At 39.7% G+C, this 17,219-nt stretch carries 16 protein-coding genes and 4 tRNA genes; 11 read left to right on the forward strand and 9 right to left on the reverse strand.

Annotation, left to right across the window (positions count from 1 at the left end; genetic code table 11):
• Positions 1–12: 12 nt before the first annotated feature.
• Positions 13–465, reverse strand: coding sequence for an AAA family ATPase (locus tag H2677_RS01160; protein WP_212638983.1), 453 nt, complete (start codon positions 463–465; stop codon positions 13–15).
• A gap of 161 nt (positions 466–626) precedes the next feature.
• Between H2677_RS01160 and H2677_RS01165 the strand changes: the two genes are divergently transcribed.
• The 9 genes from H2677_RS01165 (at position 627) to H2677_RS01205 (ending at position 9,719) form a co-directional block, all read left to right on the forward strand.
• Positions 627–995 (forward strand): cation efflux protein, CzcI-like, encoded by a 369-nt coding sequence (locus H2677_RS01165; protein ID WP_212638984.1) that lies wholly within the window; start codon positions 627–629, stop codon positions 993–995.
• Positions 996–1,051: 56 nt separating this feature from the next.
• Positions 1,052–1,318: a hypothetical protein gene (locus H2677_RS01170; RefSeq protein ID WP_212638985.1), complete on the forward strand. Its 267-nt coding sequence runs from the start codon at positions 1,052–1,054 to the stop codon at positions 1,316–1,318.
• Complete coding sequence (locus H2677_RS01175) at positions 1,315–1,926, forward strand: methyltransferase family protein (protein WP_212638986.1); 612 nt, start codon at positions 1,315–1,317, stop codon at positions 1,924–1,926. Before H2677_RS01170 ends, H2677_RS01175 begins: the two co-directional genes overlap by 4 nt.
• A 139-nt stretch (positions 1,927–2,065) precedes the next feature.
• Positions 2,066–2,236 (forward strand): hypothetical protein, encoded by a 171-nt coding sequence (locus tag H2677_RS01180; RefSeq protein WP_164978057.1) that lies wholly within the window; start codon positions 2,066–2,068, stop codon positions 2,234–2,236.
• A 142-nt stretch (positions 2,237–2,378) separates the two neighbouring features.
• On the forward strand, positions 2,379–2,783 hold the full coding sequence (locus tag H2677_RS01185; protein ID WP_075696018.1) for a cation efflux protein, CzcI-like: 405 nt from the start codon (positions 2,379–2,381) through the stop codon (positions 2,781–2,783).
• 56 nt (positions 2,784–2,839) lie between these two features.
• Positions 2,840–4,267, forward strand: a complete 1,428-nt coding sequence (locus H2677_RS01190; protein ID WP_075696019.1) for a TolC family protein — start codon at positions 2,840–2,842, stop codon at positions 4,265–4,267.
• A gap of 2 nt (positions 4,268–4,269) precedes the next feature.
• The gene (locus H2677_RS01195; RefSeq protein ID WP_129261438.1) at positions 4,270–5,502 is read left to right on the forward strand and encodes an efflux RND transporter periplasmic adaptor subunit; all 1,233 of its coding nucleotides are present in this window, start codon (positions 4,270–4,272) and stop codon (positions 5,500–5,502) included.
• A complete protein-coding gene (locus H2677_RS01200) occupies positions 5,492–8,656 on the forward strand; it encodes an efflux RND transporter permease subunit (protein WP_004951505.1) in 3,165 nt (1,054 codons plus the stop codon). The genes H2677_RS01195 and H2677_RS01200 overlap by 11 nt, the downstream gene beginning before the upstream one ends.
• A gap of 127 nt (positions 8,657–8,783) precedes the next feature.
• Positions 8,784–9,719 carry a cation diffusion facilitator family transporter gene (locus tag H2677_RS01205; protein ID WP_004909708.1) on the forward strand — a complete coding sequence of 312 codons (936 nt, stop codon included), beginning with the start codon at positions 8,784–8,786 and terminating at the stop codon, positions 9,717–9,719.
• 28 nt (positions 9,720–9,747) lie between these two features.
• Here the strand turns inward: H2677_RS01205 and H2677_RS01210 are convergent, their stop codons facing one another.
• Positions 9,748–10,086, reverse strand: coding sequence for a hypothetical protein (locus tag H2677_RS01210; protein WP_004909706.1), 339 nt, complete (start codon positions 10,084–10,086; stop codon positions 9,748–9,750).
• Positions 10,087–10,318: 232 nt separating this feature from the next.
• On the opposite strand from H2677_RS01210, the gene H2677_RS01215 reads away from it, so the two are divergent.
• Both H2677_RS01215 and H2677_RS01220 read left to right on the forward strand, forming a co-directional pair.
• Entirely contained in the window at positions 10,319–11,941 is a 1,623-nt protein-coding gene (locus H2677_RS01215; protein WP_212638987.1) for a hypothetical protein, read from the forward strand.
• Positions 11,942–12,116: 175 nt separating this feature from the next.
• Positions 12,117–13,049: a hypothetical protein gene (locus tag H2677_RS01220; RefSeq protein WP_004951512.1), complete on the forward strand. Its 933-nt coding sequence runs from the start codon at positions 12,117–12,119 to the stop codon at positions 13,047–13,049.
• 38 nt (positions 13,050–13,087) lie between these two features.
• Here H2677_RS01220 and H2677_RS01225 read toward each other — a convergent pair.
• The 7 genes from H2677_RS01225 to H2677_RS01255 form a co-directional block, all read right to left on the reverse strand.
• Positions 13,088–13,163 (reverse strand) — tRNA-Glu (locus H2677_RS01225).
• Between the two features lie 37 nt (positions 13,164–13,200).
• Positions 13,201–13,276, reverse strand: a tRNA-Glu gene (locus tag H2677_RS01230).
• 217 nt (positions 13,277–13,493) lie between these two features.
• On the reverse strand, positions 13,494–14,900 hold the full coding sequence (locus H2677_RS01235; protein WP_005403337.1) for an amino acid permease: 1,407 nt from the start codon (positions 14,898–14,900) through the stop codon (positions 13,494–13,496).
• A 112-nt stretch (positions 14,901–15,012) separates the two neighbouring features.
• Positions 15,013–15,088 (reverse strand) — tRNA-Glu (locus H2677_RS01240).
• Positions 15,089–15,110: 22 nt separating this feature from the next.
• Positions 15,111–15,186, reverse strand: a tRNA-Ala gene (locus H2677_RS01245).
• A gap of 57 nt (positions 15,187–15,243) precedes the next feature.
• A complete protein-coding gene (gene gltX / locus H2677_RS01250) occupies positions 15,244–16,752 on the reverse strand; it encodes a glutamate--tRNA ligase (RefSeq protein WP_212638988.1) in 1,509 nt (502 codons plus the stop codon).
• Between the two features lie 105 nt (positions 16,753–16,857).
• Positions 16,858–17,097, reverse strand: a complete 240-nt coding sequence (locus tag H2677_RS01255; protein ID WP_371863821.1) for a DUF4179 domain-containing protein — start codon at positions 17,095–17,097, stop codon at positions 16,858–16,860.
• Between the last annotated feature and the right edge of the window lie 122 nt (positions 17,098–17,219).

The following is a 17,219-nucleotide window of genomic DNA, read 5'->3' on the forward strand; positions in this document are numbered from 1 at the left end:
CTGGTTTTTTATTCATACTAAAATAATATTTCTAAATCCTTCATCTAGTGAGGGAGCTTCAAGCGCTGCAAAAACATTCTTGAGAGCTTGTTCATCCACTTTTGTATCAGGGTTTCTTTTACTATTTCGCTCAAGGCAAACAGATAAGGGTGTTCTAAACATAACTGCTATACATTCAATATTATGCTGATTGGCAATTCTAATAATAGATGCTCTTTCCATTTTCTGGACTAAGATTGCATCAAAGACAATGTTATTCGGTTCATTTTTGATTTTGTTTTCCGCCCACGAACTTTTTCCAGCAGCTTGGGCACCGATGAGAACATAAATTTTTTGTATTTTGGGATTGAAAAGAATTTCATGTTTTAGAACATTAAAACATTTTTCCCATGCTGTTTGATTTCGTTCAGGCGTAAAAACTCGACCAAGTGAAGTTTCTAAAAAGTGATCAGGATTGATATGCATAATAATTTTATTGTTTATAGGATTGGAGAGCCTAGATAGTTTAAGACTAAATTAAAAATATTAGCTTTTGTGTAATGTAATTTTATTACATCAAGCTTACTTGATATAGTCTACATATTATTTGAACATTTGATATAAAAGTGCGTCGTTCTAGTATATTTATGACCGTCTTACTTAGCTTATTCATATTCCAAAGTATTTGGAACGTGGCGGCTGCGTATTGCCCACATGAACAGACGATAGAACCACTTACTATAACGACTCATTTTGGTCATCACGACATTGACAAATCTTCAAAGAATCAAGATGCTTTTGCAATCACTGAACAAGATTCTGATCCAGTTTTGACAGTCAATCATCACGATCATTTACCTTCGTGTTTTCAGCTTGCCGTGTTCAATCAACAAAATGATGTTGAATATATTTTATCTCAAATATATGAATTAAAACAAAAATATACTTGGCTAAACTTCTATCAATCCCCTGATTTGTTCATTTCAGACCCACCTCCTGTCTTTACCCTGCTATAGGTGGGGTAGCCGAAAAATAACCCACCAGAAATAGGTCTATTTCAAAGGGTTATATTATGCTTAATTATTTATGTAAAAAATACTCTAAATATATGGGTGGGATTTTCTTTATATTAAAGAAACCTTCATTGAATTTAGTTTATTCGTTGTTTTTAGTTGATTATTACAATGGTAAATATCACTTTGTATATGATAGGTATTTACCAAATGGTTTATTTGATAATGCTATTAGGGTTGTTGTTTTAAATGCATTCAAATATCAAGTGAATAATATATCTTTTAAAAAATCAAAATATTTGATTTTTGGAGGTATTTATTTATGAGTTATTTGCTTTCATCTAAAATTAGAACGCTAAGTTCAAGATTTATCGGTTTTTTCCTCCTAATAATAGTTGCATTAAGTTTAAGCAAATGGCATTTTCATGCTTCATTAATCGGGTATTTTTTATGGTTGATGGGGTGGTTATTTGTAGGTGTTGGAGCAATGGGGAGGATTTGGTGCAGCATTTATATTTCAGGGTATAAAAATAATAAATTGGTAATGGAGGGTCCATATTCATTATGTCGCAATCCATTATATCTATTTAGTTATTTAGGTGGTGTCGGGATCATGTTTTTAACTGAAACATTTTTATTCCCATTGATATTCACTGTTTATTTTCTGATTTATTACCACTATGTGATTAGTCAAGAAGAAAAATTTTTGAGCAAGAAATATGGGATGAAGTATTTAGCGTATATGGATCGCATTCCTCGGTTTATTCCGAGTTTTAAAAAGTATACAGAACCTGAATGCTATCAGATTTCGCCTAAACATTTTCGGATTTTCTTGGTGCATGTAGTCTGGTTCTTTTGGATTGCGGCACTGGTTCAATTATTTGAAAAGCTTCGGCTTTTAGGTGTGATCCCATCTATTTTTAGGTGGTTTTAAGCAACTGTTTTTTAGTTTTATTTTGGTCTTGGTACGAGTTATCTAAGCTTCAGAGCTTACTCAAACTAGGGCTGTTTATCTGATTTGGTTATTGGCGTTTTTCCAATAATTGATGAATTTTTTGAATAGGGTCTGAATTATGTTATCTAAAGTTAATCTAAAGTTATGTGTCTTAGTTTTCTGTCTTTTTGCTGGTACAGCGCACGCTGATGGTGGCTTGATGTTCTTGGAAAAGAATTTACAAGCGCAAAAGGAAACGAAAAACAAGCAAGTCAATCATGGTGAGCAGTTAAGTGCTCAACAAAAATAAGATTGAACATGAATACGGTCGAACTAAGTAGTTAAAGGTCAGCAATGTTGGTTTTTATTTAAACTGACCGAAATGTAATTTTATTACACTGACCTTACTTGCTATAGTTCATCTGTGCAATTTTTATCTAAAAGAGTAACCTTTGCAGCGTTCTAGTATTTTTATTACCGTCTTGCTCAGTTTGTTCATGTTTCAAAGTCTTTGGAACGTGGCGGCTGCGTATTGTGGACATGAAAATATCAATACGACAAATAGCAGCGTGGTTACGCACTTTGGTCATCATGTTCCAGAAAGTTCTATTGCATCGACTCATTATTCAGTGGTTTCCGATCAGGAAGCCTCTGATTTACCGATGTCTTTGAATTTACAGGATCACCATGATCATTTGCCATCCTGTTTTCATGTTGTGATGATTGAAGCACAGCAACAGCTTGATGAACCTTTGCTTAGAGTCAAAGAATTCAAGCAAAATTATATTTGGTCGAATTCCTACCAATCCCCGCATTTATCTAGATTAAACCCACCGCCGCTTTTTGCCCCGCTATAGGTGGGGTAGCCGAAAAATAGCCCACCGCAATTTTCCTTTATTTGCGGGGCTTCATTATGTCTTCCAGTTTTAATCAGCGTAGTAATACGCATAGGTCGTATGCACTAAAACCAAGTGCTTATGCATTTTCATCAAAATGTTCAGTTCTTTTGCTAACACTGGCAATGGTGATTTCTAATCAATCTGTGCAAGCAGAGTCATTGTTGGATGCCAATCAGTCACCCAATCGTGCTATGCAAAGAAATGCTAGTTTTGATCAGATCCTTGAACAGATTCGTAGCTATCAAGCGAATCAGTCGAGTTGGCAAACACAACAACAGATGGCGAGTGCACAGCTCAAACAAAGTGCTTTATGGGCCAATCCAAGTATTTCAGTGGAACAAACAGGCTTACAAAGTAATAAAGATCAAGAGCTCGCAATTGGTGTTTCACAACCTTTGGATCTTTTTGGTCAGCGTCGCGCAGCACAGAAAGTCGCTCAACTTTCGGCAACTCAAGTTGATTTAGAACAGCAACGTTACAATGCAGAGCTTGATTTGATTGTGCAATACGCATGGTCGCAAGTGGCGTTATTCCAATTAGAAAAGTCATTGATCGCAGAACAGTTGCAAGTGAGTCAGCAAAATTTAGATGCCACTTTAAAACGCTATCAGGCCGGTAGTATTGCTCAAGTTGATGTCGAACGTGTGCGTATGGCTCATTTAGAGAATCAGCGTATTTTTCAGCAGGCTGATTTACAGCTGCAAGTCGCACAGAAACAATTAGCCAGTTTCTGGGGCAGTGATGCGAATCAATTTATGATTGCACCAACTGTCAATGAGCTTTGGGCAAGAGCCACAGCTGTGAAGACTGATGAACAAAACATTGAGAATTTGTTTGAGCGAAGTTTGCAATTAGAAACGCAACGTCAACAAGCCAATATCGAGCAGCTCAAAGCAAAATCTCGTCCTCAGCCGATTATGACCTTAGGGGTGAATCGGACTCGATCAGCAGATCAAAACACTGAAAATCAAATTCGTTTAGGCGTTGAGATTCCTCTTAATATTTTTAATCCACAAAAATACGGTATTCAGATTGCAGAGGCTAAACAAACACTGATTCAACAGCAACAGCGTTTCTACCGTCAACAAAATCAGATGGATATCGATGTTCGCCTTGCAGAATTACGTGGCTTACACATGCAATTTAAACAACTGAATGATCAGCAGGTGCCCTTGGCAACTCAAGTTCAGCAAAAAACCTTAGAAGGTTTTCGTCTTGGTAAATTTGCTGTGACTGACGTGCAGCAAGCGACCACCCAATTACAAGATGTTCGCTTGCGTAAAGTACAACTCCTTAAACAAGCATGGCAGTTGAGTGTAGAAGTTCAAAGTGCGCGTATGGGTCTTCCTGTCGAGCAAATCACAGCCAAAGATGCACTGATGCAATTGAATCAACGTGTTTGGCAACAAAGTAATTCATTTCCAAACCAATTAGGAGAATAAACATGGGCAACACATTAAAAACACGTTCTCAATGGGTTTGGATTAGCATCATTATTGTTGTCACAGGAATACTTGCTGGAGCTGTGTTATGGGGTTCAAAAGCTGAAACCACAGAGAATGCAGAGCAAGAGCATGCCCATCAAGAAAATGAAAAAGAAGGTGCTGAAGGTGAAAAAGAGCAGGCGGAAGACGAGGAAAAACTCACTCTGACCAATGAGCAAATGCAACAGCAAAACGTCAAACTTGCTCAAGTTGCTTTGGGTGCAGTCAATCAAGTTCAGACCTTTCCAGCAAAGATAATGGTCAATACGGATCGACAAGCACACGTTTCGCCGAGTTTTGCAGGGCGAGTGGAGTCTGTGTATGTTGAATTGGGCCAGCAAGTCAAGCGTGGTCAAGCTCTAGCAAATTTGTTGGTACCCGATTTAGTCGATCAACAAGCCAATTTACAAATTGCGCAGACAAATTTGGATTTGGCAAAACAAGATTATGAACGTGAACGCAGTTTGTGGTCGCAGGGAATTTCTGCAAAACAAGATTATCAGCGTGCTTATAATGCTTATCGCCAAGCGCAAATTCAGGTGCAAGCCGCTCGCTCACGTTTAACAGCTTTTGGTGCAGGTTCGAATTCTAGTGGTCGTTACACTTTGACAGCACCGATTAATGGTGTGATCAGTAATAAAGATATTGTGATTGGGGAAAATGTCCAACTTGCAGATCAGTTGTTCACTATTGATCAACTCGATCAACTTTGGTTGGAATTTGTTATGCCAACGGTGGCGAACGTTAATGTTCAGCCAAATCAACAAATTCGCTTCAAATCTTTGCAAACGGGCAATCAATTTAACGCACAAGTGCAAAGTCTTACGACTGAAGCCGATGCACAAACAGGGCGTTTACAAGTACGTGCTAAAGTATTGTCAAATGCAGCCGAATTACGTCCAAATTTGATGGTGAATGTAGAGCTACAAGCAGGCTCAAAACAGTCGGCTATCCGCGTCAATGCACAGGCGATTCAACAGGTTGAAGGTAAAGATACCGTTTTTGTTGCAAAAGCAAATCAAAACAAAGGCTTTGATTTTGTTGCAGTACCTGTGCAAGTTGGACAGCGTACCCAAGATGGACAATGGGTTGAAATTACCCAAGGTTTAACAGCAGGTCAATCTTATGTGGCTGAAGGAAGCTTCTTGCTGAAATCAGAGCTTGAGAAAGGAGAGGCTGCGCATGGACACTAATTCCTCTCAATTGCCGAAGCCAGAGGGCTTATTTGATCGCATTATTCAATTTGCGATCCGTAATGCGATTTGGGTCATGTTGTTTGTGATGACGTGGATTGCGGTTGGGGTATGGAGTTATCAAAAACTGCCGATTGATGCAGTGCCAGATATTACCAATACCCAAGTGCAAATTAATACCCAAGCCAATGGTTATACAGCTCTCGAAGTCGAACAGCGGATTACTTATCCGATTGAAACCGCCATGGCAGGGATTCCAAACTTAGAGCAAACTCGTTCAATTTCACGTTATGGTTTATCGCAAGTCACTATTATTTTCAAAGATGGCACTGATATTTACTGGGCGAGACAGTTAATTAATCAACGTTTGCAAGAAGCCGATGGGCAGTTGCCAGATGCAGTTGATCCACTCATGTCACCTGTTTCTACGGGCTTGGGCGAAATTTACCAGTGGGTGATTAAAGCTAAACCTGATGCCAAAAAAGAAGATGGTACGCCATATACTGCTATGGATTTGCGCGAGATCCAAGACTGGATTGTGCGTCCGCAATTGCAGCGAGTGAAAGGTGTTGCTGAAATCAATAGTATTGGTGGTTACAACAAAACCTATATCGTTTCTCCTGATTTAAAACGTTTGCAGCAGCTTCAAATTTCACTGACAGAGTTTCAAACAGCTCTACAGGAAAATAATGAAAACCGTGGTGCGGGATTTATTGAGGAAAATGGTCAGCAGCTTACTGTCCGTGTTCCAGGCATGTTGAGCACTGTTGAAGATATCCAAAATATTACCGTAAGTGTCAAAAATGGTTTACCCATACGTGTAGCCGATATTGCAACAGTTGCGATTGGACATGATTTACGTACGGGCGCTGCAACCTACAATGGCGAAGAAACGGTATTAGGTATCGCCATGATGATGATGGGAGAAAACAGTCGTACCGTTGCCCAAGCGGTAGATGCAAAAATTCAAGAAATTCAGCCGACTTTACCCAAAGGGGTTGAAATTGAAACGGTTTATGATCGTACCAGTTTAGTCAATAAAGCCATTAAAACTGTTCAAAAGAACTTAGTTGAAGGTGCGATCCTCGTCATCGTGATTCTCTTTGTTTTCTTAGGTAATTTCCGTGCGGCTTTAATTACGGCCTGTGTCATTCCGCTTTCGATGTTGTTTACCTTAACAGGAATGGCTGAGCAAAATATTAGTGCCAATTTGATGAGTCTAGGCGCATTGGACTTCGGGATTATTGTCGATGGTGCAGTGGTGATTGTCGAAAACTGTATTCGACGGCTCGCAGAAGCACAACATCATGCAGGTCGATTATTAACACGTCGTGAGCGCTTTAAAGAAGTATTCCTTGCAGCCAAACAAGCACGTAAGCCGTTACTGTTTGGACAGGCGATTATTATTGTTGTGTACTTGCCGATTTTTGCACTAACAGGTGTAGAAGCAAAAATGTTCCATCCAATGGCGATGACCGTGGTGATGGCATTGCTTGGCGCCATGATCTTATCGGTGACTTTTGTTCCAGCGGCTGTGGCTTTATTTATCACAGGTGAGGTGAAAGAAAAAGAATCTCGTTGGATGCAAGCGCTGAAAAGAAAATATCAACAAATCCTAGATTGGGCATATCAATTTAAGATGGTGGTAGTGACTTTAGCGGTGAGTATTTTAGTTTTGACTGGTGTATTGACCACGCAAATTGGTAGTGAGTTTGCGCCACAATTGAGTGAAGGGGATTTTGCTTTACAGCAAATGCGTTCTCCAAGTACAGGTTTGGAACAATCTTTAAGAATGCAGGAAAATACTGAAAAACTAATCTTAAAGAATTTCTCAGAAGTTAAAGCTGTTTTTGCTCGAACAGGTACTGCTGAAGTTGCAACGGATGTAATGCCACCCAATATTTCCGATGCGGTGATTTTATTAAAACCACGAGATCAGTGGGAAAATCCAAAGGAAACAATTGATGAGTTACGGACACGGATGCAGGCATTTCTTGAAAATATTCCAGGCAACAACAGTGAGTTTTCACAACCGATTGAGCTTCGTTTTAATGAGTTGATTTCGGGTGTACGAAGTGATGTCGGTATCAAAGTTTTTGGCGATGATATGGAGGTGCTCAATACACAAGCACAAGCAATTGCTCAGAAAGTACAAAAGATCTCAGGTGCAACAGCGGTCAAAGTTGAACAAACTAGTGGTTTACCTGTGTTAAATGTAGATATCAATCATGCACTTGCAGCGCAATATGGCTTATCTGTGAAATCGATTCAAGATGTTGTTGCAGCGAGTGTCGGTGGTCAGAATGTCGGTCAGATTTTACAAGGTGACCGCCGTTTTGATTTTGAAATCCGTTTACCTGATAGTCAACGTACAGCACAAAGCCTAGCTCAACTACCTATCCAATTGCCTAATGGTGGTTTGATTCAGTTGCAAGATATTGCCAAGGTGGAAACCATTTCAGGTATGAATCAGGTCGGACGTGAAAATGGTAAACGTCGTGTCATTGTGACTGCCAATGTGGAAGGGCGTGATTTGGGTTCATTTGTCCAAGAGTTACAAGCAACCCTTAAACAACAACCTCTACCTGCGGGATATTGGTTGGAATATGGTGGGCAGTTTGAGAATTTGGCTTCTGCTGCAGCACGTATGCAGATCGTGATTCCACTCGCGTTAATTACCATCTTTGTTTTATTGATGGCTGTGTTCCATAACTTTAAAGAAAGTTTATTGGTCTTTAGCGGCGTGCCATTCGCATTGTCTGGTGGTTTGGTTGCACTTTGGCTTCGAGATATTCCACTGTCAATGTCGGCAGGTGTGGGATTCATCGCACTGTCAGGTGTCGCTGTATTGAATGGTCTTGTGATGCTGAGTTTTATTAAAGAACTTCGTGAGCAGTTTGATGTGCATAAAGCCACATGGCAGGGAGCAATCTTAAGATTACGTCCTGTATTAATGACGGCTTTTGTTGCTTCGCTTGGCTTTATTCCAATGGCAATTGCGACTGGTACTGGTGCAGAGGTGCAACGTCCTTTAGCAACTGTGGTGATTGGTGGGATTATTTCATCAACTTTACTGACCTTGCTCATTTTACCAATCGTTTATCGTTGGATGAATGAGACGAAATCCAGCAAAAGTCAGGAAAGCACCATTTAATCTATTTATGTTATCTTCTTAGTAAAGCATTTTATTAAGAAGAAACTAAACCAGCCAAAGCATTTCAACTTTGGCTGACTTGTAAAACCCCTATGGGTTTTACGCCGATAATGATAAGGAGTCCAACATGAGTGGACATCAAGGGCATGATCATAGTCATGCTGTAGTTACTGAAGGCAACGCAAAAAAATTGACGATTGCGTTGGTGCTGACAACAACATTTTTAATCGTCGAAGTTATTGCAGGTTTAATTACACAAAGTTTGGCATTGCTGTCCGATGCAGCGCATATGTTTACTGATGCGGCAGCACTCGCGATTGCTTTGGCTGCGATTAAAATCGCTAAACGTCCAGCAGATAATAAACGCACATTTGGTTATCAGCGTTTTGAAATCTTGGCGGCGTTATTTAATGCTTCCATGCTATTTTTTGTTGCAATCTATATCCTTTACGAAGCTTATCAACGATTTACACAACCTCCTGAGATTCAGAGTGTAGGTATGCTTATCGTTGCGTCTTTGGGTCTTGTCATTAATCTTATTTCCATGAAGATTTTGATGTCGAGTGCAGCCGAAAGTTTGAATATGAAAGGCGCTTATTTGGAAGTGTTAAGTGATGCACTTGGCTCAGTTGGTGTGATCATTGGTGCGGTCATTATTTACTACACCAATTGGTATTGGGTTGATACGATTATTGCCGTTGCAATTGGGTTTTGGGTGTTACCAAGAACTTGGATTTTGCTTCGTCAAAGTATCAATATTCTCCTTGAAGGTGTACCTGAAGAAGTGGATATTGAAAAACTGCGTAATGACTTATTGGCGTTACAGGGTGTTGAGAGTATTCATCAACTTAAGGTTTGGGCGATTACCTCAAAGAATATTCATCTGACCGTACATTTATTTGCACCAAATGCTGATCGTAAGCAATTACATCAAGCTGCGACTGAAATGTTGGCACATGAACATGGTATAGCTGAGGTGACATTACAAATTGAAGATGATGCTGAAATGAACTGCCAGCATACGCATCAACATGCCGAACAAGAACATTCACATCAGCATTGAGCTGATGTGAACTTTTCTATTTTTTAAATTAATTCTGCCATTCGTGGTTACAATCACGACATTTCCAATGCTTTTGCGCTTGCATAAAGGCTTGCATTGAAATTTTAAAATCTGGAAGATCACGCCAAAATAGAACACCTGCAATTACACACACAGCAAATACAGCAACTGTCGCAATTTGTAAGCCTTGTCCTGCACCATTTCCAAAAATCCACATACCAATGCTAATTAAGACAAGGATCAGTAAAATAAAGATCGCTGGAACTAATAATACTAAGCTTTTAGGTACATTGGGACGAGGGCTATTTGCACCCTGACTGACAGGCATAATTTTCACGCTTTGACATTTAGGGCAACGGTATTGCATAGATTTATCCTATAGGGTTTTGCTTATTTTAGCGAAAATTGTGTAAAAGCTAAAATGTTGTGGCTATGAAATTGTTTTATTTACTGATTCAGTTGTAGGTATGCCAATTCTAGAGCAGTTTGGATAATTTGATTGATATATTTTGCACTTCGTCTAAAGCTATTCGCTAAGCAGTATTCAGCCATGCTAATTTGAGTTGAAGAGTTACCGAATAGTCATTCGAAGAATACGTATGTTACCGACTCAAATTCTAAAATTACGTTTATCACGCATTCAAAAAGGTAAAGAGCATCTTTCCACTCAAGATAAATTGATGTTGGTGAGTATGGAGAGTCCAGATCTGAGTGCTAACTTTTTGCTGCGCTTATTTAAGATGTCTTTGCCCAAGCAATGGAAGTTTCATTCAGAGACTGAGGAAGATGTCCTGTATACACGTCAACTCATTCAGTTGATCGAGAACGAATTTATCCCTGCCTATGAGTTTCATGCCCGAAAACATGCTTGGTATGAACAATGTCTAGAGTATCAGCTTAATTTTTTAGTGACTCAACCTAATCAGCAACAAATTAATCATTATTTAAGGCAATTGGATCAATGTTTAGATCAACAGCCAAAATTGGATTTATTGAGATATTTTTACCAGCAATATCCTACAGTTCAGCACGCTACAGCATTAGCTAAATCATATGCTGGAGCCGCCGAATATTCAAAGGCGATCGAATTGTATGAATGGGCAGCACAACAATCAACACAACGTAATGAAGTTGCTTTTTATAGTTACATCGAGTGTCTCATTCATCGAAACCAGTCTGAGTACAAAAAAGGTATTAGCGATGTTGAGCATGCGATTGATTTGTTGTGTCGATTTGAAAAACCAATAGATCAAAAGAGTTACAACAAAATATTAGACCAATCAATTTCGAAGTTACTACCATCTGCGATCTTGGAATCACGAAGTGCAGAAACCAGTGTATTTGCAGATGTTGGGCGTGGTTTAAACTCATTGGGTAAAACTTTAGGAGGAATTTTTGGAGTAAAAGACTTAAATATTCCTTTGAGTAAAGATGTGATAGCCAGTGCACCCCAATTGCTCAGTACAGATCAAATTATAATGAGTTTAGAGCTGACTGCTACGCTGCAACAATCCTTCAGACGATGGATTGGAGAAGAGCAGTTTCAGCACTATTTAAATCATGATACAAGATTATTGACTAAATTTTGGTTAGAGATGGAAGCCGATCCTGCATCAATCGAGACATTATCTGATCCTTTTTCTCGACTACAGCTGCTCGAACAATTGGCTTCTTCAACACGTCGTCTAGGAGAGCTGCTTGATTTAGCAGATATTCAACTTATTTTAGATCAAGGGACCAATGCATATTTCGGTGAGTTCCGTTTGAATAAGCAACATCCTGATCGAGAGCAGCTGTTTGTGCAACGTGAGAAAATTGTAGATGAGATGGTTCAATTTGCACATTGGTTTTATGAGCACATCCTCACAGTATATTACGATCAGCAATTGAAGCTCTTTGAGCAAATACAACAAACATTGTTGAAACAACAGATTGAGCAAGCTTTGTGGAGTGCGCTGTTTGCTTACCAATTTGAGCGACAGAGTCGAGCACAAAGATTGATGGAATGGATGCAAGTAAAGCTTGAGAAAACAAATGATTTTGAAAACATACAAGCGGCATGGGTTGCTTTAAGAGAATGTCGATCATTTAGCGATAACGACATTCCAAGCAAAATAGCCACGATACAACAGGAGCTTGCACAATATAAGGCTTTATTGGATCAGCAGAAACAGCAGATCGATCAGGATGAATTGAATATCGTTCATAAAGATGAGGAGTAGAATTTAGACGCCATCTAGGGCTAAATGTTGATCAGGATTATTTATTTCTGTGCAACAAAAATACGCAAATTGCTCTAGATAGCATGCTAATCTACTTAAAAACGTCTAATAAGTTCAGAAAGCAGATCGCAGCTCATTCGTATTGAGCCAGTAAAAAGGGAAGAGGGAGAGCATCTTGAATCGACAAGATGATAAAAAGGCGATGTTTGATATTATGCCTGCAGACAATGAAGTGACTGCGAAACCATCTTTATCACGTCGGCTAATCAATAAGACATTACAACATGCACAAGATGCAGTTGAATTTGCTAGTGATACCTCGCGAAATATCGCAGGTGTGGCGGATGCGGCATTAGATGCATTGGATCATGTTACACATCATACGAAACGTGGTGTGGAAGGTGTACGCAATACTGTGCGAGACATGGTTTCGGAAACCAGTGAAGCTGCTCGTCAGGTTGCATTGGCGATGGCTAGAGCATCTTTAGGCAAAAGTAGCTTAACGCTTTATTTACCTGAAATGTTGCTCAATAATCAAATTCGTAAACGCATTGATCGTACCGAAATCGACGATATCAAAATCGAATGCGGTAATGATCGTTTTCATATCGAACTGGATGGGCACTATCGTCGTTTTTTGTATCGTCTGTCGCTTGAATTCAATGTTTTAGAGTGTCGGATAGGACAAGAAAAATATTTACGCTTGCGTCAGGTCGATGAACATCTTGATTTGCAAGTTCGTCATGGTGGAACTTTAACGAATTGGGCAACACGTCGTGTCGGCAACGTGAGTTTTGAGCTGATTAACTCCCTACCGATTCCATTTCTGATTAATCACTTGGTTCGCGATATACCTGGTATTCAAAAAGAGGGGCATCGCTTGTGGTATATCGATCTTGAAGAAGCTGGATTTATTGATTTCATTAATAACCGTTCATGGATGGTCGATAAATTATTGAGTTTGACTGACTTTAGTATTTTACCGGGATTAAACATTTTGCAAGAAAGTCGGGAGTTGGTTCAGCAATTAGTAGATCAATTCGAGATTCGAGGCTTGCGCGTACAATCAGGTCGTTTAGAAGTACAAGTTGGGATTGGAAGCGAATAAGAAAAAAGCCACTGTCAATGCAGTGGCTTTTTAGAATTTGGCGTCCCTACGGGGATTCGAACCCCGGTTACCGCCGTGAAAGGGCGATGTCCTAGGCCTCTAGACGATAGGGACTTATATGAGGCATACATCTGAAAACAATAACAAATATTGGCGTCCCTACGGGGATTCGAACCCCGGTTACCGCCGTGAAAGGGCGATGTCCTAGGCCTCTAGACGATAGGGACGTTTCAGAGGTGGGCGTATATTAGGGTGAATTAGGTGGGGTGTCAAACACTTTTCTAAAGAAAAATTAAAAAAAATAAATGAATGTTTAAAAATAAAGCGCATTGTGGAATAAATAATCAAAAATAAGGATTTAAGAGATAAAATGCGATTTAGATGATGATTTTTATACCTAAATAAAAAATGCAGCTTATTTAAGCTGCATTTTTGTTTGCCGTCTTATTTTTGATCACGATAAAAGACATAGTGACTTAAGTAACATGCCGCAATGAATAATAGACAGCCAATAAAGCCCGCCTGCATTTCAGGATCTGCTGCCATACTTAAACCAGTAATGAAACAGAACACAAAACCTAAAATAGGAACGATAGGATAGAGAGGGGCAGCAAATTTTAAATCTTTTGCTGTGTATCCAGCTTTATACCATTGGCGTCTAAAATTAAATTGACTCCAGCAGATACTCATCCACACGATCACCATCGTAAATGCAGCGATTCCAAGTAGATTTTTAAAGATCGTTTCAGGTGCAAAATGTTCAGATAATAATCCTGGTAGAGCACCAAACATCGTCACGATAAGTGCAATAATTGGCGTGCCACTTTTAGACAGTTTAGAAAAAACTCTCGGTAATTGACGTTGATCAGACAAAGACCACATCATACGAGAGGCTGCATACAAACCTGAGTTTGCTGCAGAAAGAAGGGCAGTGATAATGACAAATCGAATAATGTCATCTGCGTAAGGAATGCCAATATAGTTGAATACGGTAACAAAAGGACTGCTACTGACGCCTTCACCACCCAATCCTGCAATTTGGAATGGTAATAATGCGCTGATCACAATAATTGTACCAACAAAGAAAATTAGCAGACGCCAAATTGCCGCATTAATAGCTTTAGGTACATTCACCGCAGGATCTTTTGTTTCACCAGCAGCGACACCGATCAGTTCTGTACCTGAAAAGGCAAAATTCACAATTAACATCGTGGTGAAAATTGGTAAAAGACCTTCTGGGAACCAACCATGAGCAGTTAAGTTGTGAAATAAAGGTGCTGATTCAGAACCTTTAAATGGGATTAAACCAAAGATTGCCAGCAGACCAAGAAGAATAAAGGCAATTACTGTAACAACTTTTACTAAAGCTAGCCAAAATTCTGATTCAGCAAAAATGCGTGTTGAACTAATGTTGAGTCCAAAAATAGTTACGGCAAAGATAATCGTCCATATCCACATAGAAATATGAGGAAACCATTCTTGCATGAGTAGTGCTGCGGCAGTAAATTCTGTGCCTAATGTTGCTGTCCATGTCAGCCAGTAGACCCATGAGATCATATAGCCTGTGCCTGGACCGATATATTTTTGAGCGTATGCGCCAAATGATCCTGCGACAGGCATGTGTACTGCAAGTTCACCTAAGCACAACATCACCATATAGGCGATCAATCCACCCAAAACGTAGGCGATAATTGCACCTATTGGTCCAGTTTGAGCGATTACTTCACCAGAACCCAAAAACAAGCCCGTACCAATTGCACCGCCAAGAGATAGCATGACTAAATGGCGCGTGCTCATCGAACGTTTTAATGTTTTTGATTCTGAATTCGAATTTGAGTTGGAAGATTGCATACGACAATTTGTCCACGCATAGAGAAGCGGCTATTTTATGGAAAATTATGAAATGTGCAATCTGATTAAGAGAAAGATTGAGAGAAAAATATAATTATTAGATAAAAGAATTTGGCGTCCCTACGGGGATTCGAACCCCGGTTACCGCCGTGAAAGGGCGATGTCCTAGGCCTCTAGACGATAGGGACAGATGAGGCAACACAAAATGTTTGGTGGAGCCAAGCAGGATCGAACTGCTGACCTCTACAATGCCATTGTAGCGCTCTACCAACTGAGCTATGACCCCAGTTTGTGTGAGCGCAATATTAGGTGGATTACGCTCACACGTCAATGATTAACGGACTTAAGTCTCACTATTTGCATCATTTTTCGGCAATTTTAGTGATTCATTTAACTTTTCCCACACTTTCAGTTCTTTCTTGCTAGGCGCACCTACGATCTCTAGAGCATGGCGTAGTCGAGCAAAAGTTAAATCTGGACCCAAAGTCACCATCGCTTGCATCACAGGAGTAGAACTTGTTGAACCTGCTATTGCGATAAAGAAAGCAGGCATGAAATCACGTAGTTTGATTTCCATTTGATTTGCCAAATCCATCAAAATTTGACTGACAGTTTCATTGTTCCATGTGAACTGGCTTTCTAAGCGCCAAATCGCAAATTGCAGGCTTTGACGAACTTGTTCTTCTGTCAATTTCTTGCTTTCAAACTGCTCTTTGTTGATTTGAGGCATATGGTTGAAATAGAAACCTGCCCAATTAACAGCTTCAGACAAAAGATTAATACGTGGCTGAATCGCCGCTGCAATATCTTCAAGTGTTTGGCGATCAGACTTCCACATCATCAAACGATCGAGGAGTTGTCCTGGTGTTAATGATTTGATCCATTGACCATTAAGCCAATTGAGTTTTTCTACATCAAAAATTGGTCCACCAAGTGAAACACGCTGCACATCAAAGTTTTCAATCATATCTTGTAGAGTAAAGACTTCGCGTTCGTCAGGCATAGACCAACCCATGCGCCCTAAATAGTTGAGCAACGCCTCTGGCAATACACCAATGTCACGATAGTAGTTGATAGATGTTGGATTTTTACGTTTAGAGAGCTTTGACTTATCTGGATTGCGAAGTAAAGGCATGTGACAAAGCGTTGGCATGTCCCAACCAAAGTATTTGTAAAGCAATTGGTGCTTAGGTGCAGATGGTAGCCATTCTTCACCACGTAAAACGTGAGTGATTTCCATTAAATGGTCATCAACAACATTTGCAAGGTGGTAGGTTGGTAAGCCATCAGTTTTCAATAGCACTTGCATGTCTACTTGTGCCCAAGGAATTTCAACTTCACCACGTAATAGATCATTGATTTTACAGACACCCTCTTCTGGAACTTTCATGCGAATGACATGAGGTTCACCAGCTGCAAGACGACGTTGTACTTCTTCTTGAGTTAATTTTAAGCCACGTCCATCATATTTAGGTGTTTCACCACGTGCTTGTTGTTCAGCACGCATTTGGTCGAGTTCTTCTGCTGTCGCAAAACAGTAAAAAGCATGGCCTTTTTCCACTAATTCAAGTGCGTATTGTTTGTAGATACCCATACGTTCTGATTGGCGATACGGTGCATGTGGTCCACCAACATCAGGACCTTCTGACCAGTTAAGTCCAAGCCAACGTAAAGAATCTAAAATCATTTTTTCAGATTCTGGAGTTGAACGAAGTTGATCCGTATCTTCGATGCGTAAAATAAACTCGCCGCCATGCTGTTTCGCAAAGCATAGGTTAAAGAGAGCGATATATGCAGTTCCTACATGAGGGAAACCAGTAGGAGAGGGAGCAATACGAGTACGGACTTTCATAAGTGATCGAATTTAAAATTAGAATTGAAACTATTATAACGAAAAAGCCTAGTCACGGAATGACTAGGCGCATTTAAACATGTTAGGGGTTACATATTTAAAGAATTAAGAATTATGCGGTTGGAAAATGGTTTGAACAAATCGTGAAAAACGTTCGTGCTGTGTAGCAAAGAAGTTTTGCGTTGGTGTTGTACGAATCGTATTCAACATTTTAAGTTCATCATTGCTCGACGGGATCATTGATGTATTACGTTTTTGCTGATCCAGTGCTTTGACAATTAAAGAAGAAGATTTGTCTACAGTTTTTATGTTGTTGCTTTCTTTGATAGCAGCAGCGTGTCCCATTTGTACTGAACAAGCTAAAAATAGGCTTAAGCACATCGTTTTTTTCAATTTTAATGCTCGCATTGCTAACATCCCCTTATTACTTCCGAGTCTACAAGACTAACTAAACAACTATACTATTG

Source organism: Acinetobacter junii, from assembly GCF_018336855.1.
GTDB classification, from domain to species: domain Bacteria; phylum Pseudomonadota; class Gammaproteobacteria; order Pseudomonadales; family Moraxellaceae; genus Acinetobacter; species Acinetobacter junii.

Coding starts and splice junctions, on each gene's coding strand:
- H2677_RS01160 (WP_212638983.1), bottom strand. CDS start 465: ATGCATATCAATCCTGATCACTTTTTAGAAACTTCACTTGGTCGAGTT.
- H2677_RS01165 (WP_212638984.1), top strand. CDS start 627: ATGACCGTCTTACTTAGCTTATTCATATTCCAAAGTATTTGGAACGTG.
- H2677_RS01170 (WP_212638985.1), top strand. CDS start 1,052: ATGCTTAATTATTTATGTAAAAAATACTCTAAATATATGGGTGGGATT.
- H2677_RS01175 (WP_212638986.1), top strand. CDS start 1,315: ATGAGTTATTTGCTTTCATCTAAAATTAGAACGCTAAGTTCAAGATTT.
- H2677_RS01180 (WP_164978057.1), top strand. CDS start 2,066: ATGTTATCTAAAGTTAATCTAAAGTTATGTGTCTTAGTTTTCTGTCTT.
- H2677_RS01190 (WP_075696019.1), top strand. CDS start 2,840: ATGTCTTCCAGTTTTAATCAGCGTAGTAATACGCATAGGTCGTATGCA.
- H2677_RS01195 (WP_129261438.1), top strand. CDS start 4,270: ATGGGCAACACATTAAAAACACGTTCTCAATGGGTTTGGATTAGCATC.
- H2677_RS01200 (WP_004951505.1), top strand. CDS start 5,492: ATGGACACTAATTCCTCTCAATTGCCGAAGCCAGAGGGCTTATTTGAT.
- H2677_RS01205 (WP_004909708.1), top strand. CDS start 8,784: ATGAGTGGACATCAAGGGCATGATCATAGTCATGCTGTAGTTACTGAA.
- H2677_RS01210 (WP_004909706.1), bottom strand. CDS start 10,086: ATGCAATACCGTTGCCCTAAATGTCAAAGCGTGAAAATTATGCCTGTC.
- H2677_RS01215 (WP_212638987.1), top strand. CDS start 10,319: ATGTTACCGACTCAAATTCTAAAATTACGTTTATCACGCATTCAAAAA.
- H2677_RS01235 (WP_005403337.1), bottom strand. CDS start 14,900: ATGCAATCTTCCAACTCAAATTCGAATTCAGAATCAAAAACATTAAAA.
- gltX (WP_212638988.1), bottom strand. CDS start 16,752: ATGAAAGTCCGTACTCGTATTGCTCCCTCTCCTACTGGTTTCCCTCAT.
- H2677_RS01255 (WP_371863821.1), bottom strand. CDS start 17,097: ATGGGACACGCTGCTGCTATCAAAGAAAGCAACAACATAAAAACTGTA.